This is a genomic window from Chitinophaga agri (genome assembly GCF_010093065.1).
Taxonomy (GTDB): domain Bacteria; phylum Bacteroidota; class Bacteroidia; order Chitinophagales; family Chitinophagaceae; genus Chitinophaga; species Chitinophaga agri.
This window is the reverse complement of sequence record NZ_CP048113.1, coordinates 3,674,327-3,701,326: the sequence shown is the minus strand read 5'-3', so window position 1 is coordinate 3,701,326 and position 27,000 is coordinate 3,674,327. Positions and strand designations below refer to the sequence as shown.

Annotated in this window: 22 protein-coding genes; 19 read left to right on the top strand and 3 right to left on the bottom strand. The window is 46.5% G+C overall.

The features are described from left to right. The first annotated feature begins 10 nt into the window (after positions 1-10). The 3 genes from GWR21_RS14610 (at position 11) to GWR21_RS14600 (ending at position 3,098) form a co-directional block, all read left to right on the top strand. On the top strand, positions 11-1,378 hold the full coding sequence (locus tag GWR21_RS14610) for a sensor histidine kinase (RefSeq protein ID WP_162332463.1): 1,368 nt from the start codon (positions 11-13) through the stop codon (positions 1,376-1,378). A 95-nt stretch (positions 1,379-1,473) separates the two neighbouring features. Then, positions 1,474-2,286 carry a HesA/MoeB/ThiF family protein gene (locus tag GWR21_RS14605; RefSeq protein WP_162332462.1) on the top strand — a complete coding sequence of 271 codons (813 nt, stop codon included), beginning with the start codon at positions 1,474-1,476 and terminating at the stop codon, positions 2,284-2,286. 8 nt (positions 2,287-2,294) lie between these two features. Then, complete coding sequence (locus tag GWR21_RS14600; protein ID WP_162332461.1) at positions 2,295-3,098, top strand: alpha/beta hydrolase; 804 nt, start codon at positions 2,295-2,297, stop codon at positions 3,096-3,098. Here GWR21_RS14600 and GWR21_RS14595 read toward each other — a convergent pair. Further along, positions 3,078-3,989 (bottom strand): S66 peptidase family protein, encoded by a 912-nt coding sequence (locus tag GWR21_RS14595; RefSeq protein WP_162332460.1) that lies wholly within the window; start codon positions 3,987-3,989, stop codon positions 3,078-3,080. The two genes, GWR21_RS14600 and GWR21_RS14595, sit on opposite strands and share 21 nt — an antisense overlap. A gap of 136 nt (positions 3,990-4,125) precedes the next feature. Here GWR21_RS14595 and metG point away from each other — a divergent pair, with 136 nt between their 5' ends. Together metG and GWR21_RS14585 are read left to right on the top strand one after the other, a co-directional pair. Further along, positions 4,126-6,183, top strand: coding sequence for a methionine--tRNA ligase (gene metG, locus GWR21_RS14590; RefSeq protein WP_162332459.1), 2,058 nt, complete (start codon positions 4,126-4,128; stop codon positions 6,181-6,183). A 454-nt stretch (positions 6,184-6,637) separates the two neighbouring features. Further along, positions 6,638-7,021 (top strand): GreA/GreB family elongation factor, encoded by a 384-nt coding sequence (locus GWR21_RS14585; RefSeq protein WP_162332458.1) that lies wholly within the window; start codon positions 6,638-6,640, stop codon positions 7,019-7,021. Between the two features lie 30 nt (positions 7,022-7,051). Here GWR21_RS14585 and GWR21_RS14580 read toward each other — a convergent pair whose 3' ends face one another. Next, the gene (locus tag GWR21_RS14580) at positions 7,052-7,615 is read right to left on the bottom strand and encodes a type II toxin-antitoxin system death-on-curing family toxin (protein WP_162332457.1); all 564 of its coding nucleotides are present in this window, start codon (positions 7,613-7,615) and stop codon (positions 7,052-7,054) included. A gap of 241 nt (positions 7,616-7,856) precedes the next feature. Here GWR21_RS14580 and GWR21_RS14575 point away from each other — a divergent pair, with 241 nt between their 5' ends. The 7 genes from GWR21_RS14575 (at position 7,857) to lpxB (ending at position 16,339) form a co-directional block, all read left to right on the top strand. Next, entirely contained in the window at positions 7,857-9,089 is a 1,233-nt protein-coding gene (locus GWR21_RS14575) for a PepSY-associated TM helix domain-containing protein (RefSeq protein WP_162332456.1), read from the top strand. 168 nt (positions 9,090-9,257) lie between these two features. Then, positions 9,258-11,657 (top strand): 3-hydroxyacyl-CoA dehydrogenase/enoyl-CoA hydratase family protein, encoded by a 2,400-nt coding sequence (locus tag GWR21_RS14570; protein WP_162332455.1) that lies wholly within the window; start codon positions 9,258-9,260, stop codon positions 11,655-11,657. Positions 11,658-11,665: 8 nt separating this feature from the next. Beyond that, a complete protein-coding gene (locus tag GWR21_RS14565; RefSeq protein ID WP_162332454.1) occupies positions 11,666-12,559 on the top strand; it encodes an ABC transporter ATP-binding protein in 894 nt (297 codons plus the stop codon). Between the two features lie 20 nt (positions 12,560-12,579). After that, the gene (locus GWR21_RS14560) at positions 12,580-13,359 is read left to right on the top strand and encodes an ABC transporter permease (protein ID WP_162332453.1); all 780 of its coding nucleotides are present in this window, start codon (positions 12,580-12,582) and stop codon (positions 13,357-13,359) included. Between the two features lie 166 nt (positions 13,360-13,525). Beyond that, entirely contained in the window at positions 13,526-14,305 is a 780-nt protein-coding gene (gene surE / locus GWR21_RS14555) for a 5'/3'-nucleotidase SurE (RefSeq protein WP_162332452.1), read from the top strand. A gap of 31 nt (positions 14,306-14,336) precedes the next feature. Next, the gene (locus GWR21_RS14550; RefSeq protein WP_162332451.1) at positions 14,337-14,642 is read left to right on the top strand and encodes a hypothetical protein; all 306 of its coding nucleotides are present in this window, start codon (positions 14,337-14,339) and stop codon (positions 14,640-14,642) included. A 593-nt stretch (positions 14,643-15,235) separates the two neighbouring features. Continuing rightward, complete coding sequence (gene lpxB, locus GWR21_RS14545; protein WP_162332450.1) at positions 15,236-16,339, top strand: lipid-A-disaccharide synthase; 1,104 nt, start codon at positions 15,236-15,238, stop codon at positions 16,337-16,339. Between the two features lie 34 nt (positions 16,340-16,373). On the opposite strand, the gene GWR21_RS31370 is transcribed toward lpxB, so the two are convergent. Further along, positions 16,374-16,547 (bottom strand): DUF6728 family protein, encoded by a 174-nt coding sequence (locus GWR21_RS31370; RefSeq protein WP_202929092.1) that lies wholly within the window; start codon positions 16,545-16,547, stop codon positions 16,374-16,376. 48 nt (positions 16,548-16,595) lie between these two features. On the opposite strand from GWR21_RS31370, the gene GWR21_RS14540 reads away from it, so the two are divergent. The 7 genes from GWR21_RS14540 to GWR21_RS14510 all read left to right on the top strand — a co-directional run bounded on the left by GWR21_RS14540 (position 16,596) and on the right by GWR21_RS14510 (position 26,939). Beyond that, entirely contained in the window at positions 16,596-19,295 is a 2,700-nt protein-coding gene (locus tag GWR21_RS14540) for a beta-mannosidase (protein WP_162332449.1), read from the top strand. Between the two features lie 2 nt (positions 19,296-19,297). Beyond that, positions 19,298-20,755, top strand: a complete 1,458-nt coding sequence (locus GWR21_RS14535; protein WP_162332448.1) for an alpha-L-fucosidase — start codon at positions 19,298-19,300, stop codon at positions 20,753-20,755. Between the two features lie 288 nt (positions 20,756-21,043). Beyond that, on the top strand, positions 21,044-21,790 hold the full coding sequence (locus GWR21_RS14530) for a response regulator transcription factor (RefSeq protein ID WP_162332447.1): 747 nt from the start codon (positions 21,044-21,046) through the stop codon (positions 21,788-21,790). Between the two features lie 36 nt (positions 21,791-21,826). Beyond that, a complete protein-coding gene (locus GWR21_RS14525) occupies positions 21,827-22,561 on the top strand; it encodes a 2'-5' RNA ligase family protein (protein ID WP_162332446.1) in 735 nt (244 codons plus the stop codon). Positions 22,562-22,619: 58 nt separating this feature from the next. Next, positions 22,620-24,872, top strand: coding sequence for a RelA/SpoT family protein (locus GWR21_RS14520; protein WP_162332445.1), 2,253 nt, complete (start codon positions 22,620-22,622; stop codon positions 24,870-24,872). A 200-nt stretch (positions 24,873-25,072) separates the two neighbouring features. Further along, complete coding sequence (locus tag GWR21_RS14515) at positions 25,073-26,371, top strand: adenylosuccinate synthase (RefSeq protein WP_162332444.1); 1,299 nt, start codon at positions 25,073-25,075, stop codon at positions 26,369-26,371. Between the two features lie 100 nt (positions 26,372-26,471). Beyond that, positions 26,472-26,939 carry a hypothetical protein gene (locus GWR21_RS14510; protein WP_162332443.1) on the top strand — a complete coding sequence of 156 codons (468 nt, stop codon included), beginning with the start codon at positions 26,472-26,474 and terminating at the stop codon, positions 26,937-26,939. The last annotated feature ends 61 nt before the right edge of the window (positions 26,940-27,000 follow it).

Here is a 27,000-nt window from a genome sequence, read left to right as displayed (position 1 = left end):
TTGATGTAGCATGGTACCATTGAAGAAAGTATTTCCCATTATTGTGGTTTTAATTACCCTGTCACTATTGGGAATCATCTGGATCCAGGTGAACTGGATCTACAACGCAGCCATCGTACGCCGTGAGCAGATGGAACAGCGTACTGTAAACGTAATGAATACCGTGAGGGAGCAAATGCTGTCACGTAAGGCTCCTCCCATGCGTTTTAAAGTAGATGGCACTACCATCCGTCCGTCGGAAAAAGGACTGGCTATAGACCGCTATGAGATCACAAACACGGTTGATCTTACCGTCAATATCAGTGACCGCTTTACTACTGATGAAGTGCATAAGCTCATCTCCACCAAGCTGCGTGAAGAGCACCTGGATACGACCTTCGAATTTGCTATCCTGGGTAAAGGACATTTTGGTAATAGCAACGGTATCCGTATGCAGTCCGCCGGACTGTCGAAAATGCTGGAAACCGCCAGCGTTGACAGTCTTGACTATCTCTTCCAGTATGTACCGTTACTGAACAGTTTTGAATATGCTACAGGTGAAACGGAAACGCTCCTGGTGGTGCAACCAAAGGACAATACTATTCTGCTACTCTCGCTTGGCAGAATGATGGCGGGGGGGCTGCTGTTTACGGCTGTGATCATCACGGCATTTATCCTCACTATCCGGACCATGCTCAATCAGAAGAAACTCTCTGAGATCAAGTCCGACTTCATTAACAACATGACGCATGAACTGAAAACACCACTGGCCACGATATCACTGGCTATTGATGCTATCGGCAATGAAAAGGTCATGGACAACAAAGACAAGATCCGCTACTTCTCCGGCATCATCAAAGAAGAGAATAAGCGTATGAATAAACAGGTGGAGAGTATTCTCCAATCTGCCCTGTTAGAGAAGAATGAAATAGGTTTGAAACTGCAGGTCACCGATGTACATGATGTGATCACCCGTACAGTGGAAAACCTGCAATTACAGCTGGACGCCAAACAGGGACACGCACAGATACGACTGGATGCCATCAATCCGATCATTATGGCAGATGATGTGCACTTCTCCAACCTGATCTTCAATCTGCTGGACAATGCCATCAAGTACTCTAAAGAAGACCTTGAAATAATTATCTCCACACACAATACACGTAAACACCTCATCATTACCATCGCAGATAACGGTATCGGTATGAGCCGTGACACGATTTCCCGTATCTTTGAGAAGTTCTATCGTGCACATACAGGTAATGTGCATAACGTAAAAGGATTCGGATTGGGATTAAGTTATGTGAAAGCCATCGTGGATGCCCATAAAGGCAAGATCAAAGTAGAAAGCACGGTGGGTAAAGGCAGTAAGTTTACATTGGAATTTCCACAAGAATAATAATAGTTAAGAATTAGGAATTAAGGAGCAGGAATTTTGCAGGTGCAAACTTCCAGTTCTTAATTTCTAATTCTTAATTCCTAATTGAGATTAACATGGCTTTGATTGAAAAAGAATTAGCGCATTTCAAACATCCTATCGCTGTTCCTGGCATGGGCGTAGCAATGCAGGAAAAATTAAAGGAAACACGCATACTCGTAGTTGGTGCAGGTGGATTGGGCTCTCCCGTTATTCAGTATTTAAGCGCCAGTGGCGTAGGTGTGATCGGTATTGCCGACTACGGTGTGATTGCGGATGAAGATATGCACCGTCAGCCTATCTACCAGATGCAGGACCTGCGTAAACATAAGGCTAAAATGGCGTCCAGCCGCTTATGGGCCAGTAACCCTTTTACAAAACATTATCCGTTACTGTTACAGGTGAAACCTGATAATATCAGGCAGCTGCTCGAAGGGATGGATCTCGTGATCGACTGTTCCCAGCACCACCCTACACATATGGTCATCAACGATGCCTGTATTGCGAATGGTAAACCATTCGTGATTGGCGAAGTACATAACTGGGTGTCCTGGTGGGCTGGTTTTAATATTGCTCCTGCCAGTGGCGATGCAGCGGCCTCTTATCGTTGCAGCCTTGATCTGGTAGATGATCACCGTAACTTCGATGCAGGTGCTATTGGTGTAACGCATGGTGCTACTGGTATGATGATCGTCAATGAAGTGCTGAAGTATATCGCTGGTGTACCTGATGGTCTGGCCAACAAATTCTACAGCATGAACTTCCTCCATAATACCTACCAGGTGAGCACACTCTTCCCGAATCCTGCTATCCTGGCAGATACCAAGGCAAGAGGTGTACTAACGGCAGAAGATTATGGTATTGAGATCTTACCTGATATCGAAGATTAAATCTGTTTATGTTCCGCAAACTAAAATTAAAACCTATACTGTCAGCCCTGCTGGGACTCTACCTGGTAGGTGGGGTGTTGCTGACCCTGTTCCAGAAGAAAATTATCTTTCACCCGGAACCGCTGACGGCTGACTATACTTTCAAATACAACCTGCCATTTGAAGAGATCAATATCCGCCTCGACGACAAACAAACGTTAAGCGCTATTCTGTTCAAAGCAGCAGCGCCTAAAGGCATCGTGCTATACTTTCATGGGAATGCCCGTAATGTGTCAAAATATGGTGCTAAAGCCCAGCAAATGACAGACCGTGGCTATAGCGTTCTGATGATGGACTATCCCACCTATGGAAAATCGACCGGCAAGCTGACGGAGCAGGCTATCTATACAAATGCACTGCATATGTATGAGGTGGCCAGAAAGCTCTTTCCTCCTGATAGTATCATTCTTTACGGAAGATCCCTGGGGACTGCCGTAGCTGCCGAACTGGCGGCCATCAGAGATTGTAAGCAGCTTGTACTCGAAGCACCTTACTTCAACATGACAGAAATGGCGAATCGCCTCGCACCGGTATACCCGTACGGTTATATGCTGGACTTTAAATTTCCTACGGATGAATACTTACCTAAAGTAACGGCTCCTGTGGTGATCATTCATGGTACAGACGATCATACTATTCCGTTGGAATCAGGGAAAAAGCTGGAGACACTGTTCAAAAAAGGTGACAAATTCATTCCTATACCTGGTGCTGACCACAATAATCTGGAGAAATACCCGGATTACCAGAAAGCCCTAGATATCGCGCTGAAATAATTTGGCCTGTCTGGCTGTTACATGTAATTCATGTGGCAAACCCAGTTTCAGGGCATAGTTCTCATGGGTATGTCCTACCGGGAAACCAAAGCAGACCGGGTAGTCATAATCCTGGACCATGTTCCGGATAATCTCGTACTCGGTCTGGCCAAAAGGCGTCTCCGTCTCCTTACCCTCCGTAAAGGAGCCTACAACCAGCCCTGCCAGTTCTTCCAGCCATCCGGCCCTTTTCAGGTTATACATCATTCTGTCTACATTATACCGGTACTCCCCGATGTCTTCCAGCACCAGGATCTTTCCTTTTGTATCCGGCTGAGATTCCGTTCCTGACAGGTTCGCCAGTAGGGAAAGGTTCCCACCGATCAGTTTTCCTGTTACTTTCCCGGTACGGTTAAGGTCATGCGCCGCTGTGGTGTAACGGTAGGAGGTACCCTTCAGGGCCTGTCGCAGACTGTCCACATACTCATTATCAACGGTTTCCGGCTTTATGCCACTACACATCATGGAATGAATGGTAGGAATGCCATACTGGTGCTGAATATGGGTGTGAAGCGCCGTAATGTCGCTGTATCCGCAGATCCACTTCGGATGTTTGCGGAACTTCTTAAAATCCAGGTCGTCCAGTATACACACCATGCCATAACCACCGCGTCCAAAAATGATAGCTTTGATATCTGGATCGTCCAGCATGTCCTGCAGCTCTTCCAGCCGCAGTTCGTCCGGAGCGGAAAAGTTATGAAAACTGGTGCCTACCGTAATGCCCAGATGTACCTGGAACCCCCAGGAACTGATCACGCCAGCCGCATATTCTGCTGCCTGCTGGTCCATTTTACTACTACTGCAGGTGATGCCTATGAGATCACCCTTTTTGAGGTATGGCGGAATTTTCATTGTTCTATGCTTTAATTACCTTTGCAGACTATTTGGGGAGTTAGCCCAAACCCGACAGGGCTAAGTTGATAAATACTTTTCGCTCCTCCAAAAGCAAAAACAGAATTTCGATTATTTAAGCATTCTTTAAGCGAACATGGGAAAATTTAACAGATATCTAATAACAGCGGCATTGCCTTACGCTAACGGACCGGTCCACATCGGTCACCTGGCTGGCTGTTATATTCCCGCCGACATATACGTACGCTACCTGCGCGCTAAGAAGGCGGATGTAAAGTTCATAGGAGGAACTGACGAACACGGAGTACCTATCACCATCAAGGCGATGAAGGAAAACGTGACTCCGCAGGATATTGTGGATAAATATCATAAGATCATCTATGACAGCTTTACAGACATGGGTATCTCTTTCGATATTTTCTCCCGTACCACTAAGCAAATACACCACGAAACAGCAGCTGACTTCTTCAAGACGATGTACGATAAAGGGCTGTTCGAAGAGAGAGAAAGCGAGCAGTTCTTCGACGAGACCACCAATGTCTTCCTGGCCGACCGGTATATTGTAGGTACCTGCCCTAAATGCGGTAACCCGAATGCCTATGGTGACCAGTGTGAGAAATGTGGATCCTCCCTGAGCCCTGATGAGCTGATCAGCCCGCGTTCTACCCTTAGCAATGCCGTGCCTGTCAAGAAAAAGACCAAGCACTGGTACATGCCCTTACAGAACTATGAACCATTCCTGAAGGAATGGATACTGGAAGGTCATAAAGAATGGAAAAACAACGTATACGGACAGTGTAAGAGCTGGCTGGACAGCGGTCTGCAAAGCAGAGCGATGACCCGCGACTCCAGCTGGGGTATTAAAGTGCCACTGCCTGATGCTGAAGGTAAAGTACTCTACGTATGGTTTGATGCGCCGATCGGTTATATCTCTGCTACTAAAGAACTGACCGAGAACTGGGCAGACTACTGGTGTAAAGAAGATACTAAACTGGTGCACTTTATTGGTAAAGACAATATCGTGTTCCACTGTATCATATTCCCGGCGATGCTGAAAGCACATGGTGGATTCGTATTGCCTGAGAATGTTCCGGCAAATGAGTTCCTTAACATCGAAGGTGAAAAAGTATCTACTTCCCGTAACTGGGCCGTGTGGGTACACGACTATGTGAAGGATTTCCCTGGTCAGGAGGATGTATTGCGTTATGTATTGACCAGCACCGCACCTGAGACGAAGGATAACGATTTCACCTGGAAGGATTTTCAGCAGCGTAACAACAGTGAGCTAGTAGATATCTTTAGCAACTTTATTCATCGTACAATGATATTAATGCATAAGCTTTGCGGTGGTAAAGTACCTGCATTCCATCAGGAGCTGAAAGACGATAAGGATAATGCATTGCTCACTAATCTGCAGGCTTCTAAGCAGCGGATAGAAGATTCTCTTGAGAATTTCCGTTTCCGTGAAGCACTGGCTGAAGTAATAGATGTAGCCCGTCAGGGTAACAAATATCTGCAGGAGAAAGAGCCATGGATCCTGGCTAGGAACGCAGAAGAAAACCAGAAACTGATTGATAACTGTCTGCATCTGTGTTTACAGCTAACCGCTAATCTGGCTGTACTGATCAATCCATTCCTGCCGTTTACGGCTAAGAAGATCTGCCATGTGCTGAAACTGGTAGATAGAGTGCTGGACTGGGAGAACGCAGGTAGTCTGAAACTGGTAAGCGTAGGCTACTCCCTGCGTCCGCCTGAATACCTGTTCACTAAGATCGATGATGCGAAGATTGAAGAACAGATCAAAAAACTGCATGCAGGTCTGATCAAACCGGTGACGCCCGCCGAAGCACCGGTGAAAGAACAGAAACCTGAAATACAGTTTGATGATTTCGGAAAAATAGACCTGCGCGTAGGTACCATCCTGGAAGCAGAGAAAGTACCGAAAGCCGATAAACTGCTGAAATTACTCGTAGATATCGGTACCGAAAAACGTACAGTTGTATCCGGTATCGCTGAGCATTTTAAACCAGAAGAAGTAATTGGCAAACAGGTAACGCTGGTGGCTAACCTGGCGCCGAGAAAAATGCGCGGTATCGAAAGCCAGGGAATGATCCTGATGGCGGAAAATGCTGCCGGTAAACTTGTATTCGTTAACCCGGATGCTAACGTTGATGCTGGTAGCGAAGTGAGATAATATTTTTCACAAATTATACCTGTAAAGGGGATGTATCATCAGATGCATCCCCTTTTTTATCTCGTCTTCCGCATACTTACGCAATCAATCCCTATATTTAAAACATGCATTTAACTGATTTTTAACACATTTGCCACCGCCCAATTCCTAATTCCTGCTGCTTAATTCCTAATTTTTCTTATATTCGTATAGATGACATTGCACACAACATATCATTCCCATGTCCAGCATGCGCCGATGCTGCGCGTAGCTGTTGTTGTGCATACCATTACCCCGGTTGCTGATAAGTCCTACTATTACACAACGTTTAAGGACTTCAATACTTTTTCCCCGGACTTATACTAATTCTTTTACTGTTCGGGGATCCCTTCATTTTTCAACTATATAGTTTGTTCCACTGTGCGATATACGCTATCGGCAGGATCATTTTTTAATATTATTAAATAAGTAGTGTATGAAATCAGGAAATAAAAAGAACCCTGTAATTCTTTGTGAAGAAGATTACAACCTCCTGAAGCAGTTTGCAGGCACCAAAACAGATGATGTAAGTGAAATGTCACTGGCATATGAACTTAACCGCGCAAAGATTGTGGATAATAATGCGCTTCCAGCGGGTACGATCCGTCTTAACTCTCTTGTGAGTATTAAGGAAGCAGGATCAGGCAAAGTAACCGACTTCAGGATCGTAATGCCTATTGATGCAGATATTAAACAAAAGAAGATCTCTATACTTGCGCCACTGGGGGCTGCCATGATCGGTTTCCGAAAAGGCGATGAAGTGGAATGGAAGATGCCCGCCGGCGTTAAACGCTTTACTGTATTAAATGTACAGGCATAAATAAAAGGAGTCCGCTATTGGCGGACTTTTTTATTGGTTGTGATGATTAATAAGATTGACAATTACTTTTACCATCATCTCTTTTTCCTCTGGTTTCGACTCCGCAATCATCAGCGTAAATGCCACCAGTGCATTATCCGCAATACGCTTTCTTCCATCCTTCCCATACAGGATACCATTCTTATCCAGGAACCATACAAACAGGAAGGCCGCGATCCGTTTATTCCCATCTGAAAAAGAATGGTTCTTGATCACAAAATACAACAGATGCGCCGCCTTCTCCTCCACACTCGGGTACAGGTAATCACCGCTGAAAGTCTGGCAGATCGCGGCCAGTGACCCCTGAAAAGAATCGTCCTTCTCATTACCGAACAGGGCACTTCCGCCAAAGCGGTCCTTTAGTCCGTGTATAGCCTGCATAGCAGCTGCATAGGTGATCACGAACAGGTTCTCTTCAGTGGCGCTTTCGATCTCCAGTAACTGGTGATCATACTTGTCAAGCACATCCAGGGCATAGGAATAATCACTCAATATACACTGCAACTGTGCGGACTCGCTGACATTCATATCATTACGTTGGCTAAACTGATTCATGGTATATACTTATTATCTGTGCGCTTCGCGGCACTTATGGGCTTTTTGGGGGCCTAACGGGTACAAAGGTAAGGTGAAATGGTTGACCTTGTGATCCTGACAACTCCAATCCGATCTTTAATTGCATGATTATTATTCCCGATTGCGTAAACGATTTGGTGGATAACACGCTAATTTTGGCCGGTTCTATCAAATATTTTGCGCGCAGGTTCCGTCATCGGGCCACAATTACAATCTGAACATGAATTTTTCCAGGAAGCCAACGGTTAAAAAAAAGCAGTCCCGCAGTTTGTTCTATCGCATTTCAGCCTGGTTACATCTATGGCTGGGTCTGATCACAGGTATCGTGATGATCATCGTATGTGTGACTGGCTGCATCTGGGTATTCCATGATGAGATCACCCGTTTGCTGGAACCTGAAACTGTTATTGCGCATCAGGATAGACCTGTGATCACTCCTTCCCGTGTGCAGGAGATCGCCGCGCAACAATTTCCTAAACTAAAACCTGGTTATGTTACCTATCAACAGGGTAATGCCATCTACCTGAGCCTTGGCGAAGGCAGAAAAGGAAATACTATCCTGCGACTTAATCCCTATACTGGTGAAGTGATCAGTGTAAAAGCACATAAACCAGGTGAAACCGACTTCTTCCGCTTTATCCTGAATGGTCACCGCTTCCTGTGGATGCCCGCAGATATCGGCCGTCCTATCGTTAACTATAGCACCCTGATCTTTGTGATTATCCTCATCAGTGGGATAGTACTGTGGTGGCCACAGAAGTGGACGAAGAAGGCCCGTGAACAAAGCTTCAGGATCAAATGGGACGCCTCATTCAAAAGGGTGAACTATGACCTGCACAACGTGCTGGGTTTTTATGCCATGCTGGTATTACTGGCCATCGCGCTGACCGGTATGGTCTATGGTATCAAATGGTATAGCAACGGGTTATACTGGGCTACTTCCGGCGGACAAACACTGCCGGCGTTTAAAAGACCACAGTCCGATTCTACCCAGCTGGGTAAACTGTATACGCCCCAGCAGGCTATGGACCTGGCGTGGGGTAAAGTACTCAGCAAGCACCCGGATGCAGAGGGATTCTACTATACATTTGCAGATACCTCCAAACCCAAAGCTGCCATAGGGATCACTATTTATCCTACAGCCGGTAAGTTTTATAACAACAGAAGCTACTCATTCGATCAGCATACATTAAAACAACTGGCCGGTAATAAAGTCTATGATATCAGCTTTGCAGAAGCCGGATTCGGCGCAAAACTGCGTAAAGCCAATTATGATATTCATGTGGGTTCCATCCTGGGATTGCCCGGTAAGATCCTCGCTTTCTTCGGAGCCCTGATCGGCGCCACCCTTCCAGTAACGGGTTTCCTGGTATGGTGGGGTAAAAAGAAGAAAAGCAAAAAGGGCGTTGTCGCTAAAAAAGCACTGGTAGCAGCCGTGCCTCAGGCAGTTTAAGTAAGTACCTTGTCATAGTAGAGGGCCGTTTCCATGATCAGGAGACGGCCCTTCGTTTTTTTCCCGCTTTTGTGGCTAGTCTCCCAAAAAATCATATATTCATTTGTCGATATTAACATCAAGACTCACTACAATGCCTCAGCGCTTGTAGCATATAAAACGCGTTCTATGAAAAGACACATCAATAAGGTGGCCGTTTTAGGTTCAGGAGTTATGGGTTCAAGAATTGCAGCCCATTTCGCAGGCGTCGGAGTTCAGGTATTGTTGCTGGATATTGCCCCTAAAGAGTTAACTGATTCAGAAAAAGCTAAAGGTCTGTCGCTTGACAGCAAAGCGGTGAAGAACCGCATCGTAAATGATGCCTTGCAGTCCGCCCTGAAGGCCAACCCATCCCCTGTGTACAATAAGGACGTGGTAAAACTGATCCGTACGGGCAACTTTACGGATGACATGAAGGACATTGCCAGCTATGACTGGATCATCGAAGTAGTGGTGGAAAACCTGGACATCAAGAAGTCCATCTTCACCGAAGTGGAAAAGTATCGCAAACCCGGTACGCTCATCACTTCCAATACTTCCGGTATTCCCATTCACCTGATGGCAGAAGGCCGTAGTGATGACTTCAAAAAGCATTTCTGCGGAACCCACTTCTTCAATCCTCCCCGCTATCTGCGGTTACTCGAAATCATTCCTACACCACATACCGACCCGGAAATTGTGGATTTCCTGATGAACTACGGAGATCTTTACCTGGGTAAAACAACCGTACTCTGTAAAGATACCCCGGCGTTTATCGCCAACAGGGTAGGTGTGTATTCCATCATGGCTATTTTCCACATCATGCAGGAAATGGAGCTGAATATTGATGAGATAGATGCACTGACCGGACCGGCGATCGGCCGGCCTAAATCCGCCACTTTCCGTACAGCCGATGTAGTGGGTATTGATACATTGGTGAAAGTGGCAAAAGGTGTGGCAGAGAATTGCCCGCAGGATGAAGCAAAAGGTATCTTCGTGATCCCGCCATTCCTGGAAAAAGTGGTAGAAAATAAATGGCTGGGCGATAAGACCGGTCAGGGTTTTTATAAAAAGACAAAAGGTGAGGGTGGTAAAGAGATCCTTACCCTGAACCTGGAAACAATGGAATATGGTCCCCGCCAGAAATCCAAATTTGCCAGTGTAGAAGCGGCGAAACAGGTGGAAGACCTTAAACAGCGGCTGCGTGCTTTATTTGGTGCGACAGACAAAGCCGGTCAGTTCTACCAGCAGTTCCATGCACATCTGTTCTCGTACATCTCACACCGTATCCCTGAAATTGCAGATGACATCTACAAAGTGGACGATGCGATGAAAGCCGGCTTCGGATGGGAGATTGGACCTTTCGAATCATGGGACGTCATCGGTGTGGAAAACGGTATCAGAACGATCGGAGACAAAGGATTGACCGTGGCGCCATGGGTAAAGGAAATGCTGGAAAAAGGTGTAAAGAGCTTCTATAAGGTCGAAGGTGGAAAGAAGTATTACTATGATGTGAAAACACATGTATATAAACTGCTGCCAGGTGCGGATACATTCGTGATCCTGGAAAATCTCTCGGGCAATGTAGTATGGAAGAACAGTGCATGTAGTCTGTATGATATAGGCGACGGCGTTGTAGCCATCGACTGGAAAACCAAAATGAATACTATCGGAGGTGAAGTACTGGAAGGGATCAATAAAGCCATTGACAGGGCAGAAAAAGATTTCCGCGGACTGGTTGTTGCCAATGAAGGCGCAAACTTCTCAGCGGGTGCCAACGTCGGCATGATCTTCATGTTTGCGGCAGAGCAGGAGTATGACGAACTGGATATGGCGGTACGTATGTTCCAGAAAACAACGATGCGCTTACGCTATTCTTCTATTCCGGTAATAGTAGCACCACATGCGCTCACACTCGGCGGTGGTTGCGAAATGTGCCTGCATGCTGATAAGGTACAGGCAGCAGCCGAGTCTTATATCGGACTCGTAGAACTCGGTGTAGGCCTGATCCCCGGTGGTGGTGGTACCAAAGAAATGGCATTGCGCGCAAGCGATGAATTTAAAGAGGGTCGTATCGAGGAGGAACCATTGAAAGATCGCTTCATGTCTATTGCCATGGCCAAAGTAAGTACCTCTGCACAGGAAGCATTTGACCTCGGCATCCTGAAAAAAGGACACGATGAGATCACGCTCAACCAGAGCCGCCTGATCGCTGACGCCAAGCGCAGCGTATTACAGCTGGCAGATGAAGGATATACCCGTCCGGTGGAAAGAAAAGACGTGAAGGTATTGGGACGTACGGCCCTGGGTATGTTACTCACCGGTATTCATAGTATGCGCTTCGCTAATTATATATCAGAACATGATGCAAAGATTGCCGGTAAACTGGCATATGTGATGAGTGGCGGAGACCTGTCAGAAGCATCACTGGTAAGTGAGCAGTACCTGCTGGACCTGGAAAGGGAGGCATTCCTCAGCCTCGCTGGTGAACGTAAGACCCTGGAAAGATTGCAGGCTGTTATCAAAACCGGTAAACCAATTAGAAATTAATCCACCTGATGTCAACCATTTTATCCCTTAATAACATCTCAAAGAGGTACGGTGCAGTACAGGCACTTGGCGGTGTCTCGTTTGACATTCCGGCCGGTAGCGTGTTCGGCATTCTCGGCCCCAACGGCAGTGGGAAAACCACATTATTAGGTATTGTAACAGATGTCCTGAAAGCAGATACCGGTTCTTTCACCCTGATGGGCGACCCCCCTTCAGCCGTGCAACGCAGAAAAATAGGTACCCTGTTAGAAACGCCTAACTTCTATCATTACCTTTCTGCTTACAAGAACCTGCAGATCGCTGCCAGTATCAAACAACAAAGTGAAGACGATATTCCCAGAGTGCTGGAACTGGCAGGACTGACTGCCAGACAGCACTCTGCTTTTAAGACCTACTCCCTGGGTATGAAGCAGCGACTGGCCATTGCAGCAGCAATGCTGGGCAATCCGGACGTACTTATACTGGACGAACCTGCTAATGGTCTGGACCCTGTCGGCATTGCCGAAGTGAGGAACCTGATCAAACAGCTGGCCCAGTCAGGCAAGACCATTATCATGGCCAGCCATCTGCTGGATGAAGTGGAAAAAGTATGTACACATGTGGCCATTCTGCGTAGGGGAGTGTTACTGGGTTCCGGTCCGGTGAATGCGGTGCTGTCAAGAGACAACTTTATAGAGATTGGCAGTGCCGATAATCAGGCGCTGGCACAACTCATCCGGCAGCACCCTGCCTTTATGGACGTTCAGCCTGGTCAGGACGGGATCTTACAGGTCACTTTCCGTGACACGATCGATCCGGCAGGACTGAACAGCTGGTGCGCACAACAGGGCGTCTGGCTGCATCATCTGCAGATGAGCAGAAAGAGCCTGGAAACGGCATTCCTGGAATTAACCAATAACTAATCCCTTTTGTACTGTATTTTATGCTGCAAATCATTAAAATAGAATGGCTTAAGGTCAAGAATTACCGTACTTTCTGGGTGTTTATCGCGCTTGGGATCGTCGCCATTCTCGCACCTAATTTTATAGTCCACGACATCTTTGTAAACCGTGTGCCGGAAGAGGCGCAGAAATTGTTCGGGCAGTCTATCTATGATTTCCCCCTGGCATGGCAAACGGTCGCAAGTGTTGGCTCTTACACATCCGGTATTTTCAGTCTGCTGCTGATCACACTGGTCTGCAATGAATTTAACTACCGTACCCACCGTCAGAATATCATTGATGGCTGGGAAAGAAAAGACTTCGTATTATCCAAACTTTTCTGGGTGCTGACACTGTCAACAGTGGCGTTGTTGACATCCCTGATTGCGGTGATTATTTTCGGCGGATTAGGCAAAGCACCATTCAGTATAGATGGCTGCCGGTATCTGGGGTACTATTTCCTGCAAATGCTGGTTTCTACGAGTATGGCATTGCTGATAAGCGTGCTGGTGAAACGTACGGGACTGGCCATTATCCTTTTCATTGGGTATATCATGTTCCTGGAGCAGATCCTGGTGGCAGTCGTCAAGCGCTTTTTCGGTGATGTGGGCGGCTTGTTCCCCCTCCAGGCTGGCGATGAGTTGCTGCCCTTCCCGATGATCGAGAAACTTGTCAAGTTCTCCGGTCCTTACGATAGTGCTATTTACCTGACAGCACTGATCGTCTATATCGCCCTGTTCATAGGACTGGTATTCCGGCGGATGCTCCGGACGGACCTGTAATATATTATGTTAATTATATGTTATTTGTAAAGGATGTGGTGAGGGAGCGTAATCTTTCACCTATCTTTTACGTTGATAATCTGTTATGAGATTATTACACGATAGTGCACTAGGGACTATCGGTTAAGTATATTAAATTTGTTCCGAAAAGAAAACTCAAAAGCACGTGAAGGGTACAGCGCAGGAAAAGATCATACTGGTAACAAATGATGATGGTGTAACAGCTCCTGGTATCAGGGCGCTGATCGAAGCAGTAAGACCGTTGGGTAAGGTGGTGGTCGTAGCACCCGATAGTCCGCAATCAGGAAAAGGGCATGCCATTACGATAGGCGTTCCTTTACGCCTGGACCAGGTGGATATTTTTGATGGGATAGAAGCCTGGCAATGTTCCGGTACGCCGGTAGATTGTGTAAAGCTGGCCCGTGACAAGATCCTGCACCGCCTGCCGGATATTTGCGTAAGCGGTATCAATCATGGTGCGAACCACTCCATTAATGTGATCTACTCCGGCACTATGTCGGCTGCTATGGAAGCGGCTATTGAAGGGGTACCATCAGTAGGGTTCTCTTACCTGGACTATAGCTTTGAGGCGGACTTCTCCCTTTGTCAGGAAGTGGCACATACAGTAGCGAAAAAAATGCTGGAAACCGAGCTGCCACAAGGCACCCTGTTCAATGTGAATATCCCTGTTGTTAAGAAAGAAGATTATAAAGGCATAAAAATTTGTCGTCAGGCAGATGCGAAATGGGTGGAAGCATTTGATGAGCGCCGTGATCCGCGTGGCAAGAAATATTACTGGCTTACCGGAGAGTTCATCAATCGTGATAGTGGAGAAGATACCGACGTGTACGCGCTGGCGAATAATTACGCTTCCCTGGTACCTGTGCAGTTCGATCTGACTGATTACAACATGAAAAAACAGTTGGAAAACGACTGGAATATCTGATGTGTCTATCCGCACATGATTAAAACCGACTATGTTAAAACGAGATAATCTCCCATTAGGCATCGTATTGGGTCTATTTACACCAATGGTGGCCTTCCTTCTGTACTACCTGCTAGTCTTCATGCCAAAGCATGATGTATCCCTGTCTGAATTTATAAATATTATTCTGGACAACCACCAGATGCTGCCAAAACTGATCAGTATCTGCTTGTTGCTGAACGGCGTAGTATTTTATTTTTATACAAAATCAAGGAGAGATGTGACAGCAAAAGGCATCTTCCTGGTGACCATGCTGTACGCTATCGTCATCCTGTTCCTGAAGGTATTACACTGGTAAATACAGTGATATCAATATCTGTAGCCTGATAGTGCGCGCTTCGTGCCACGGGCATTGCCGTTGACTATTGATCATATTTTGAGTCGCTTTCACTGACGAAAGCGACTTTTTTATTGGATAAACCCGGAGATGTATCCCGCTGGCAGTACTACCGCAGCAGGAATGACCACAGTGTGTTTCAGGTATGTTTGAAGTATAGTGAGGTAAGCTTTCTCCTACGTTTCTCCTACGTTCTAAAACGTAGGAGAAACGTAGGAGAAAGCTTACCTGAACAAGACAACAAGCAGAAAACAACAATAACCCATATATACATTAGACGTCAGGTTCGGCGCATAGCGCAGGACCGGTATATGACGCCAAACCGACCCGTCGTGTACTTTGTGCAGTATCGCTTCGAAATCCTCGTTAATATTGCGTCATCCATTACATGCCCGCGTGCTGGATCCGTAATAGGGGAGAGGGGCCTCCTGTTACAGATGTGAGCTATGGTCGCCCGGGAACAGGATTGATCATCTGAGAAATTAAAATGTGGCTATCCTAAAGAAAAATCGAATGATGGTGGGTACGTCCGATTCCTAAATTATATTTGCCATATGAAGTACTATATCATCGCCGGAGAGGCTTCCGGTGATCTCCATGGAAGCAATCTGATCAAAGAATTGAAACAACAGGACACCGCAGCCAATATCCGTTGCTGGGGTGGGGATATGATGCAGCAGTCGGGAGGAACATTGGTGAAGCATTATAAGGACCTGGCTTTTATGGGTTTCATTGAAGTGGTGATGAATATCCGTACGGTACTGCGCAACATGGAATTCTGTAAAAAGGACATCCAGCAGTTTCAGCCAGATGTGCTCGTACTCATCGATTACGCCGGATTTAACCTGCGTATTGCCGAATGGGCAAAACCGCTGGGCTACAAGATTGTATTTTATATCTCTCCGCAGGTTTGGGCCTGGAAAGAGAGCCGCGTGAAAAAGATCAGGCGGAGTGTGGACAAGATGCTTTGTATCCTGCCGTTTGAACAGGATTTTTATAAGAAGTGGGATTATGAAGTGGAATATGTGGGGCATCCACTTATTCAGGTGATCAGAGAGGCAAAGGAAAGACCTGCCGATGCACCATTGTCCGATAAACCTATTATCGCTATACTGCCGGGCAGCCGTAAGCAGGAAGTCAGTGTTAAACTGCCGATTATGCTGACGATGGCTAAACATTTCCCGGAACACCAGTTCATCATTGCGCAGGCACCCAGTCTGGATGATGCATTTATGCAGGAGCTGACAGGCGCACATACCAATGTCTCTACGGTAAAGAACCAGACCTACGCCTTACTGCGGCAGGCAGAAGCCGCGCTGGTGACATCAGGTACTGCTACGCTGGAAACAGCGCTGTTCGGTGTGCCGGAAGTGGTATGTTATAAAGGCAGTGCGATCTCTTATTTCTTCGCAAAAAGGCTGATCAAGGTGAAATATATCGCGCTGGTCAATCTGGTAATGGATAAACCGGTTGTAAAAGAGTTGATCCAGCACGATCTGACGGAGGAAAACCTGTTGAACGAACTAACTTTATTGCTGAGGGATAAACCAGCACGTGACAGGATCAAAGCGGACTATGCCGAGCTGTGGTCGAAACTGGGGGAAAAGAATGCCAGCCACCGTGCAGCAGAAATAAGTTTTGCGATAGCGAGACAATAATCGTGAACAATCAGGACAGTGAACGTACGCCGGCCTAGTGGTGCCGCGTGAATAGCTTTATCAGCATTATAATCAGGGCAATCACGAATACGATGATGGAAATACGGTTCATCCCGTGCATCATAGAGATATAGGTGCTTTTAGGCGCAGCAGGATCTTTTTTGCCTATATACAGGTAACGGAGTATTTGTTGCCAGATGCTTTTCATAATACAAAGATAGTTTATATACATCTACAATTACCAACAGCGTGGACTATGAAGAATAAGTTACAATATATACTTCTCTTATGCCTGTGTATGCTGGCGCAGTACTCCTATGCGCAGTATAACATATTACTGAATGGACAATGGCAGTTTGCCGATGCAGATGATACCATCTGGCGTAGTGCGACCGTGCCGGGCACAGTACATACTGACCTGATGGGCCATCAGCTGATTCCGGACCCCTTTGTGGGCATGAACGAAAAAGCCGTAGCGTGGGTGGATAAAAAAGACTGGATTTACCGCAGGAATGTAGAGATCTCTGCTGATTTCATCAATCATGATGTGATCACATTAAACATGGCACAACTGGATACGTATGCAGATGTGTATGTTAACGGGCAACTGGTATTGAAAAGTGATAATATGTTTGTCGGACAGACCGTCAATGTGAAACAATGGCTGCATACAGGACAGAATGAAGTGCGTGTTTACTTTCATAGCCCTGTTCGTTATGACATGCAGCGTTTCCTGCAAGACAGACTGGTGTATCCCGCTGGCAATGATGCCAGTGACATTCCGTTGAGCATCTATGCGCGTAAGGCACCTTACCATTATGGCTGGGACTGGGGCCCCAGACTGGTTACTTCCGGTATCAGCGGTAATATTAGCCTGGTGGCCAGTGATGGCACCCGTATCGAAAATATCTGGCTGCAGCAGCAAAGTCTGACCGACAAATCGGCTACTGTTAATGCTGTGATCACATTTGAAACGGCCCGTGCGGGGAAATATACCGTGAAGGTAGCTAGCAGGAATGATGCATTCTCTCCGGTGATCGTCAAGCAGCAGCTGGAAGCAGGTAGCCAGCAGGTGATCATCCCTGTCCGGATCAAGGATCCTGTCCGCTGGTGGCCAAATGGTCTGGGAGATCCTTTCCTGTATACAATAGATGTTACAGTGAATGATGGTTCTGGCGATGTCGCTGGTGAGAGACTGGATATCGGTCTACGTACAATTGAAGTAGTGAATAAGCCAGATAGCCTGGGTGAGAGTTTTTATGTGAAGGTGAATGGTAAGCCGGTATTCATGAAAGGTGCCAACTACATTCCGCTGGACAACTTCGCACCAAGAGTGACACATCACCAGTATGAGCAGTTATTTAACAATATGAAGGCGTCTCATTTCAATATGGTACGTGTATGGGGTGGCGGTGCCTACGAAAAGGATATTTTCTATGACCTGGCTGACCGCAACGGTATACTGGTGTGGCAGGACTTCATGTTTGCCTGTACGGTCTATCCGTCAGATACTGCATTCCTGGAAAACGTGAAGAAAGAAGCGGAATATAACATCAAACGGTTGCGCAATCACCCTTCCCTGGCTTTATGGTGTGGGAATAATGAAGTCGCAGTCGCCATTAAGAACTGGGGATGGAGAAATGGGTACGGCTACAGTGACATGCAATGGAACACTTTACTCAGCGGATATGATACTTTGTTCAAATCTCTTTTGCCGCAACAGGTGCATACACTGGATGCCGGCAGGTTTTACTTCCATTCTTCGCCCATCAGCAACTGGGGCAGGAAGGAAGACTTTACTAAAGGAGACAATCACTACTGGGGTGTATGGCATGGGATGGAATGGTTTGAATCCTTTAATACCCACGTACCACGTTTTATGAGTGAATACGGTTTCCAGTCATTCCCGGATATCCATACGATCAAAAGTTTTGCAGGGGAGAAAGACCGGGATATTTATTCTCCGGTGATGTTGTCGCATCAGAAGAGTGGCAACAGGGGCAATGCGGCGATCAGTACTTACCTGGATCATTATTACAGGGAACCAAAAGATTTCGAATCGTTGCTGTATGTAGGACAGGTGTTGCAGGCGGATGGGATGCGTATAGGTATTGAAGCGCATCGCCGTAACATGCCATATTGTATGGGTACGTTGTATTGGCAACTGAATGACTGCTGGCCTGGTCCATCCTGGTCTGGTATTGATTACTATGGACGCTGGAAGGCATTACAGTATTTTGTGAAGAAGGCATTTGAGCCGGTGATCGTGTCTAATGTGGTGGACAATGGGAAACTGCAGACGTGGCTGATCACGGATGTACCGCAGGACCAGCCGGTGACGCTGGATATGCAGTTGCTGGACCTGGAAGGAAAAGTACTATGGCAGCAGTCAGTAAAGGACGTTCGGTTGACCGGCGCAGAAAGCAAACTACGACATGAGATAGCTGTTAGTGAGATATTAAAGGGACAGGATGAGCAGAAGGTAATATTCTATACGAAAGTGGTAAAGAAAGGTAAGTTATTAACCGAGAATGTGTATTACTTTGCTAACGCCCGAACAATGGAATTACCGGATCCCGGCATTCAGACCAAAGTAATAGTAGATACAAGCAGCAACAGTGTTGTAAAGAACGAAACATACATACCAGGATCTTATCAGAAAGAAGTATTGTATGAGGAAGAAAAGAAGATGCCGCATAAGAATAATGTCGCTGACAGCGGTAATGCCGTATCTCTATCGAAGACATTGAACATTACGCTCTCTGCTGATAGGCTGGCACGGAATGTATACCTCCTTTTGAGTAACATGCCGGAATCTCAGTTCAGCGACAATTACTTTGACCTGTTGCCCGGACGAACAGTCACAGTGACGGTGCAGGTGCCTTCCAAAATTTCTTTAGAAGAGATACAGAAACAGCTGAAAATTATAAGTCTCAGAGATACATTTAAAAATTAATCATGCGAAAACTATTTTTGTTATTTAGCAGCGCAGTACTGGCTTTTTCCACGGCCAATGCGCAGGACCATGGCCTGAGTCAGCCGTACATACCAGAAACGGACAAAGCCGTATTACAAAAACTGGATGAATGGCAGGACTGGAAATTCGGTATGATCATCCATTGGGGGGCTTATTCCCAGTGGGGTGTGGTAGAGTCCTGGAGCATCTGTCCGGAAGACGAAGGCTGGACACAGCGTAATCCCTATGGCATTCCCTATTATGACTACCTGAAGAAATATGAGGCGCTGTCCACGACTTTCAATCCTACTAAATTTGACCCTTCCAAATGGGCAAAGGCAGCTAAAGGTGCCGGTATGGAATACGTGGTATTCACGACCAAACACCACGATGGTTTCTGTATGTGGGACACCAAACAGACAGATTACAGTATTGCTGGTCCCAACAGTGCTTTCCGCAACGATCCGAGAAAGAACGTAGCGAAAGAAGTATTCTCTGCTTTCCAGAAAGAAGGTATCCATACAGGAGCTTATTTCTCCAAACCAGACTGGCATAGTGAATATTACTGGTGGTCTTATTTCCCACCGAAAGACAGACACGTGAACTATGACGTGGTAAAATATAAGGACCGCTGGAATAATTTCCGTGAGTTCACCTACAAACAGATCGAGGAACTGATGACCACTATGGGTAAGATCGAGATCCTCTGGCTGGATGGCGGCTGGGTTCGCGCACGTAAACAGGATAACAAGAAAGAAAATGATATCACCGCTGCAGAAATAGACACCCGTCCTACGAAGCAGAATGAAGATATTGATATGGCTGGTATCACTAAAATGGCCCGTAGCCATCAGCCGGGTCTGATCGTAGTAGACCGTGCAGTACATGGTCCGTTCGAGAACTACCGTACACCCGAGCAGCAGATCCCTGATAAACCACTGTCTTACCCCTGGGAAACCTGTATGACAATGGCGAACTCCTGGTCATATGTGCCGGATGATAAATATAAATCCGTGAACAAGTTGATTCACAATCTGGTGGATATCGTAGCGAAAGGCGGTAACTACCTGCTGAACGTAGGTCCTGGTCCGGATGGCCAGCTGCATGAAGAGGCATATACCACAATGACAGCTATCGGTGAGTGGATGAAGATCAATGGCGATGCGATTTATGGTACCCGTTCTGTAGCACCTTACAAAGATGGCAAGGTATGTTTCACCCGTAAGAAGAATGGCAATATATACGCTATTTATCTGCTGGAAGAAGGTGAGAAACTGCCTGCACAGGTGGTGTTCAATGGCCTGAAGCCAGCGAAGGGAGCAAAAGTGACCGTACTGGGCGCTAAGGAAAAGATCTCCTGGAAGGCGACGGCTACCGGTACGCAGCTGACTATTCCGGCTGCTGTACAGCAGAAAGCATGGAAACATGCGGTGGCTATACAGATCTCTGCTGCAGAATAATGAACAGTGAATAATAAATGTGAACAAACAGCTGGAAAAGCTGTGAACAAAAAAAATGGTTGCCTTTGAACAGGCAGCCATTTTTTTTGTTGTCTATGGAAGTATGTGGTCTATGATAACCCAATCCGTTCAATTTCAAGTTGATCCCAATAGTCTTAGAATAAGAAAAGTTTGACATGATAACGAATCATTAACTAAAATGAGCAGTTTATTCAGCAATATTGTAGCAGGGTCATGTGAGTGACATTGTGTGTTAACAACTATTGAACCGGATCTAAAACTAAACGCATGGTTAGTAATGTACAAATTCTCCTTGCCGAAGATGATTATCAGTACGGTAGTATCATTAAGAAGCAGCTGGAAACGGCGGGGTACGCAGTCGTGCATTGTTTTGACGGCGAGGTAGCTCTAAAGAAATTTCAGAGGGACGATTTTGATCTTTGCATATTGAACGTCATGATGCCAAAGAAAGATGGTTTCACGCTGGCACAGGACATCCGGAAGAAAAACGGGATGATACCGATTCTGTTCATTTCGGCGAAGGCAACAGATGAAGAAAGGTTGCATGGTTTCAGGATAGGAGGGGACGACTTCCTGGTAAAGCCGTTCAGTATGCGTGAGCTCATCATGCGTATCAGGGTGTTCCTGAGAAGGACCCTGCCTAAAGATGTACCTGGTGATGGTATCTATAAACTGGGAGATGACGTCCGCTTCAATTATGAGGAAAAAGAGCTGACACGTGCATGTGGTGAGACGTTTGCTACGCTGACCAAAAAGGAAGCGAAGGTATTACGCTACCTGGTAGAGAATAGTAATAAACTGGTCAAACGGGATGAGATACTGCTGAAAGTCTGGGGCAATAGTAGTTTCTTTTCAAGCAGAAGCATGGATGTATTCCTGACCCGTTTGCGCAAACATTTTAAAGAAGAACCGGGTATCGCGCTCGAGACACTGCACAATGTGGGTGTAAGACTGAATATTCCGGAATGTACCGATAAAGGCAGCGGGTCCACGTCTGCCGACAGTGAAGGGTGACAATAACATATCCAAACCCCACAACCACCAAATACAATGACTTACGGCAGAAATGACCAGCCGCGCCATCAGCATTATGGCGGCGGTGGCCGTCCGGAGAGTGATGAACGTAATCACCGTACCCCAAGACACCATGGACAGAACAATGGCAACCAATACCGGAGGTCCCGGCCCGCTACCGGCCCACGCTTTCCTCCCAGGCCCAAACCACCCAAGACGGAAAGCAGGATCTATTTCATAGCCCTGCTCCCGAATGCGGAGGTCGGAAAAGAGATCATCCGGCTGAAACAGGAATTTGCAGAGAAATATGAAGCACAGCGGGCACTACGGGTGCTGCCACATATTACCATACAAGTGCCGTTTACCGCCAATCCGGAGTTGGAAAAGTCCTTATGTCCAGCCCTGACCACCTTTGCCGCCTCTATTCCCCCGTTTGAGATCAGACTGCATGGCTTCGGAGGGTGCTCCTTTACCCGCCGGAAGGTATTGTATATCAATGTGGAAAAGAACGAAGGCATCGTTCACATACACCAACAGATGGTGGCTTTTCTGCGTAAAGACTTCGGTTTCAGTCACATGCTGGCCCGCCATGGGTTTAACCCACATATCTCCCTGGCTTTCCGCGATCTGTCAGATGCAGCATTTAACCGTGCCATGGAAGAGTACCGGCCCCGCCCGTTTGACGCGGCTTTCCAGGTACGTAATCTCTACCTTCTCCGTCATACCGGCACCTCCTGGGAAATACTGCAGAAATGCAAACTGGGGGCGTGAATGATTAGCACATTCCTGCCATGTTATCCTATGCAATAAAATTGTAACTTTATAGCTGATGGATACAGTGGTAGTAAAACAATATAATCTGGACGAGGAACAGGAAAAGAAAGAGATCGTTCGTCATTACCGCGCGTTACTTAGGTCGCTCAAACCCCGTTTAAAGAAAGGAGACCGCGAACTTGTGCGTACTGCTTTTGAAATGGCAGCTGATGCACATAAGGAAATGCGCCGGAAATCCGGTGAGCCATACATCTTACATCCCCTCGCTGTAGCGCAGATCTGCGTTGAAGAGATCGGCTTGGGTGTACGTTCCGCTATTTGTGCCCTGCTGCATGATACCGTGGAAGACACCGAAGTAACCCTTGAAGACGTGGAACGCGCTTTCGGGCCCGAGATAGCCCATATAGTAGACGGTCTTACCAAAATATCAACCGTCATAGATTCCAATACGAGCACCGCTCAGGCAGAAAACTTCAAAAAGATCCTGCTCACGCTGGCGGATGACCCCAGGGTGATACTGATAAAACTGGCCGACAGGATGCATAATATGCGTACCCTGGATAGCATGAGCCGTGAGAAACAGCTCAAGATAGCCTCGGAGACCGTATTTATATATGCACCGCTCGCTCACCGTCTTGGTTTGTATAATATCAAATCGGAGATGGAAGACCTGTCCATGAAGTACACCGAGCAGCAAACCTACCGGGAAATTGCCAAAAAGCTCAAGGAAACAAAACGTGAGCGTACCCGTTATATCAACGAATTTATAAAGCCTATCAAGGAGGTGTTACAGGAGGAAGGACTCAATTTCGAGATCTTCGGAAGACCTAAATCCATACACTCCATCTGGAATAAGATCAAAAAGAAAGGCGTCACTTTCGAAGAAGTGTATGACCTCTTTGCGATCCGTATTATCATGGACTCTCCTGTGGAGAAGGAAAAGTCTGACTGCTGGAAGGTTTATTCCATCATCACTGACTTCTATCATCCGAGTCCAGAGCGTACCCGCGACTGGCTCAGTAATCCCAAATCCAATGGTTACGAGGCGCTGCACGTCACCGTAATGGGTCCACAGGGTAAATGGGTGGAAGTACAGATCCGTACCAAACGTATGAACGATTATGCGGAGAAAGGTCTGGCTGCTCACTGGCGATATAAGGAAGGTAGCGCACAAAGTGCCACCACTGAGTCTAAATTCGATCAGTGGTTCACCCAGATCAGGGAGATCCTGAACAACCCGGATTCCAATACGCTGGATTTCCTGGCCGACTTCAAGAGCAACCTCTTTACGGAAGAGATCTATGTTTATACACCGAAGGGTGACCTGAAAATATTGCCGGTCAACTCTACCGCCCTCGATTTTGCCTATTCCATCCACAGTGCGGTAGGTAACAAGTGTATCGGGGCGAAGGTGAACTATAAGCTGGTGCCTATCAGTCATAAGTTGCGTAGCGGGGACCAGGTAGAGATCATCACTTCTAATAAACAAAAACCGACGGAAGACTGGCTGAACTACGCGCTCACTGCCAAAGCCAAGTCCAAGATCAAGGACGCGCTGAAGGAAGAAAAGCGGAAGGTGGCCATGGATGGTAAGGATGTGCTGGAGCGGAAGCTCGATCACATGAAGATTGCCAATAGTCAGCATAACATCAACGAGCTGGTACAATTCTATAAACAGCCTTCACCGCTGGACCTGTACTACCAGATCGCTGTTAAGAATATTGACCTGAAGGAACTGAAGCAGTTCACGCAGCTCGGGGATAAGCTGGAAGCGCCTAAGCCGCCACCGCCGAAGACGCCTGAACACATTTCTGAGGATCATGTAAAACACAGCATCCCGTCTAAGAAGGATGCAGAACTGATCATTTTCGGCGAAAGCTCAGATAAGATCGCCTATAAACTGGCGAACTGCTGCCGTCCTATCCCGGGTGATGACGTATTTGGGTTCATTACAGCCAGCGAAGGCCTGAAGATACACCGTACTAACTGTCCGAATGCTGCCCAGTTACTGGCCAACTACGGCCACAGGGTAGTGAAGACCAAGTGGGTCAAGAACAGGGAGATCTCGTTCCTGACCGGCCTCCGTATTGTTGGTATGGACGATGTGGGTGTTATCCACAAGATCACCAATATCATTTCCGGAGAACTCCGCGTGAATATTGCCGGTCTGACCATTGAATCCCGTGAAGGACTCTTCGAAGGGTTGATCAAAGTGTTCGTTCACGATAAGGAAGAGTTGGATGAACTGTTTGAAAGACTGAAGAAACTGGATGGTATTCAATCAGTAAGCCGTCTGGAAGACGAGTAGGGGAATCAGGAATTAAATTGATAAAGTCTGTACAATGACGAATTGCCGGTAGTATGACTGGCAGTTCGTCATTTTTGTTTAGGGGAGGGATATTTAACCTAAAAGCCATATTGAGCGGCATAATTCTTAATTCCTAATTCCTAATTCCTAATTTCTTCCGTAGTTTTGCTACTTCGTTTAAAAAATCAATATCAACTCTTATGGTAGATGTTTTGCTGGGCCTACAGTGGGGCGATGAAGGCAAAGGAAAGATTGTGGATTACTTCGCAGGTAAATACGATGTCATAGCCCGCTTTCAGGGAGGGCCCAATGCAGGGCATACATTATATGTGGATGGCCAGAAGGTAGTATTACATACTATCCCGTCAGGTGTATTCCATAAAAATACCATTAACCTGATCGGTAATGGCGTGGTGCTGGACCCTGTAACCTTTAAAAAGGAATGTGATAAGATCTCTTCCCTGGGAGTAGATCTGAAGAGAAATCTTTTTATCGCGGAAAGAACACACATTATTGTACCTTCTCACCGTGCACTTGATAAGGCTTCAGAATTATCTAAAGGCAGCGAAAAGATCGGTTCTACCCTGAAGGGTATCGGACCAGCTTATATGGATAAGACAGGCCGTAATGGTCTGAGAGTGGGTGATGTGCTGCGCAGCGACTTTAATGAGCGTTACGCTAAACTGAAAGAGAAACACCAGCATCTCCTGGCAGGTTACGATTTCACTGCTGAAGTGAAAGCGGAAATCGCAAAGGACATCGCTGAGTGGGAAGCTGAGTTCTTTGATGCGGTAAGTTACCTGAAACAGATGAATATCGTGAATGGTGAATACTTCATCAATGAGAAACTACAGGCAGGTAAGAAAGTACTGGCAGAAGGTGCGCAGGGTAGCATGCTGGACGTAGACTTCGGTACTTATCCTTTCGTTACTTCTTCAAGTACGATCTCTGCGGGCGTATGTTCCGGTCTGGGTGTAGCGCCAAAATGGATAAAAGAAGTGATTGGTGTAACCAAAGCTTATTGTACCCGTGTAGGTAGTGGTCCGTTCCCAACTGAACTGCATGATGCAACTGGTGAGAAGCTGCGTGCAGAAGGTAATGAATTTGGTGCAACAACCGGCCGTCCCCGCCGTTGCGGATGGATTGACCTGGTAGCCCTCAACTATACCTGTATGCTGAGTGGCGTTACCCAGTTGGTAATGACCAAAAGTGATGTACTGGATGCCTTTGATGAAGTACATGCATGTACTGCGTATGAGATCAATGGTCAGCAGACGAAAGCAATGCCTTATCAGCTGAATGAAAATGAAGTAAAACCAGTTTGGGAAAAGTATAAGGGCTGGAGCGATGAAACAGCAGCCAAAAGTAAGCACTTTAACGAGTTGCCTGCCGAGATGAAATCTTTCGTAAAAGCAGTAGAAAGTTACCTGCACGTACCAGTGAAATTTGTGTCTAACGGACCGGGTCGTGACCAGATTCTGGAACAGGAAATTGCTTAAAAAATTACGGAAAAAAATCGGCAAAAAAAATTTGGCTAATACAAAAAACTGTTAAAACTTTACGCAAAAGAAATACGCTAAAGACTTAAGTGAACCTATTATGAAATCAAAATCTGATAACGAAAAAGAGACCAAAAAGACTAGTTCTCCAAAGACTACGAAAGCAACGCCTAAAGCTGCAAGTAAGCCAAAGAAGGAAGAGGAGGACGATGATGATGATCTGGACGAGGAGGAGACTCCCCGTAAGTCTGCTGCTTCTAAAAAATCAGATAAGTCAGGCCCAGCTTCAAAATCCAAGAAGAAAAATGACGATGATGAGGATGGTGAGGATGATGATACTGACGAAGATATGGACCTGGATGATGATGATAATTGGGGAAAAAGCGATGACGAAGACTACGATCCCGATTTCGAAGAATTCGACATGCCTAAACCTAAGAGCAAACGCGGTCGTCCTGGCAAGAAAAGCGCAGATGATGATGATGATTTCGGCATCGATGATGAGTTCAAAGATATGGGGCTCTTCAACGACAGAGGCGGATTTGATGATGACGACGACGATTTCTAAGCATTAAAAGCACACATTATCAGGATATTTTACGGTTTCCCGGTTAATGATCCAACATTAT

Coding starts and splice junctions, on each gene's coding strand:
- GWR21_RS14610 (WP_162332463.1), top strand. CDS start 11: ATGGTACCATTGAAGAAAGTATTTCCCATTATTGTGGTTTTAATTACC.
- GWR21_RS14605 (WP_162332462.1), top strand. CDS start 1,474: ATGGCTTTGATTGAAAAAGAATTAGCGCATTTCAAACATCCTATCGCT.
- GWR21_RS14600 (WP_162332461.1), top strand. CDS start 2,295: ATGTTCCGCAAACTAAAATTAAAACCTATACTGTCAGCCCTGCTGGGA.
- GWR21_RS14595 (WP_162332460.1), bottom strand. CDS start 3,989: ATGAAAATTCCGCCATACCTCAAAAAGGGTGATCTCATAGGCATCACC.
- metG (WP_162332459.1), top strand. CDS start 4,126: ATGGGAAAATTTAACAGATATCTAATAACAGCGGCATTGCCTTACGCT.
- GWR21_RS14585 (WP_162332458.1), top strand. CDS start 6,638: ATGAAATCAGGAAATAAAAAGAACCCTGTAATTCTTTGTGAAGAAGAT.
- GWR21_RS14580 (WP_162332457.1), bottom strand. CDS start 7,615: ATGAATCAGTTTAGCCAACGTAATGATATGAATGTCAGCGAGTCCGCA.
- GWR21_RS14575 (WP_162332456.1), top strand. CDS start 7,857: ATGAATTTTTCCAGGAAGCCAACGGTTAAAAAAAAGCAGTCCCGCAGT.
- GWR21_RS14570 (WP_162332455.1), top strand. CDS start 9,258: ATGAAAAGACACATCAATAAGGTGGCCGTTTTAGGTTCAGGAGTTATG.
- GWR21_RS14565 (WP_162332454.1), top strand. CDS start 11,666: ATGTCAACCATTTTATCCCTTAATAACATCTCAAAGAGGTACGGTGCA.
- GWR21_RS14560 (WP_162332453.1), top strand. CDS start 12,580: ATGCTGCAAATCATTAAAATAGAATGGCTTAAGGTCAAGAATTACCGT.
- GWR21_RS14550 (WP_162332451.1), top strand. CDS start 14,337: ATGTTAAAACGAGATAATCTCCCATTAGGCATCGTATTGGGTCTATTT.
- lpxB (WP_162332450.1), top strand. CDS start 15,236: ATGAAGTACTATATCATCGCCGGAGAGGCTTCCGGTGATCTCCATGGA.
- GWR21_RS31370 (WP_202929092.1), bottom strand. CDS start 16,547: ATGAAAAGCATCTGGCAACAAATACTCCGTTACCTGTATATAGGCAAA.
- GWR21_RS14540 (WP_162332449.1), top strand. CDS start 16,596: ATGAAGAATAAGTTACAATATATACTTCTCTTATGCCTGTGTATGCTG.
- GWR21_RS14535 (WP_162332448.1), top strand. CDS start 19,298: ATGCGAAAACTATTTTTGTTATTTAGCAGCGCAGTACTGGCTTTTTCC.
- GWR21_RS14530 (WP_162332447.1), top strand. CDS start 21,044: ATGGTTAGTAATGTACAAATTCTCCTTGCCGAAGATGATTATCAGTAC.
- GWR21_RS14525 (WP_162332446.1), top strand. CDS start 21,827: ATGACTTACGGCAGAAATGACCAGCCGCGCCATCAGCATTATGGCGGC.
- GWR21_RS14520 (WP_162332445.1), top strand. CDS start 22,620: ATGGATACAGTGGTAGTAAAACAATATAATCTGGACGAGGAACAGGAA.
- GWR21_RS14515 (WP_162332444.1), top strand. CDS start 25,073: ATGGTAGATGTTTTGCTGGGCCTACAGTGGGGCGATGAAGGCAAAGGA.
- GWR21_RS14510 (WP_162332443.1), top strand. CDS start 26,472: ATGAAATCAAAATCTGATAACGAAAAAGAGACCAAAAAGACTAGTTCT.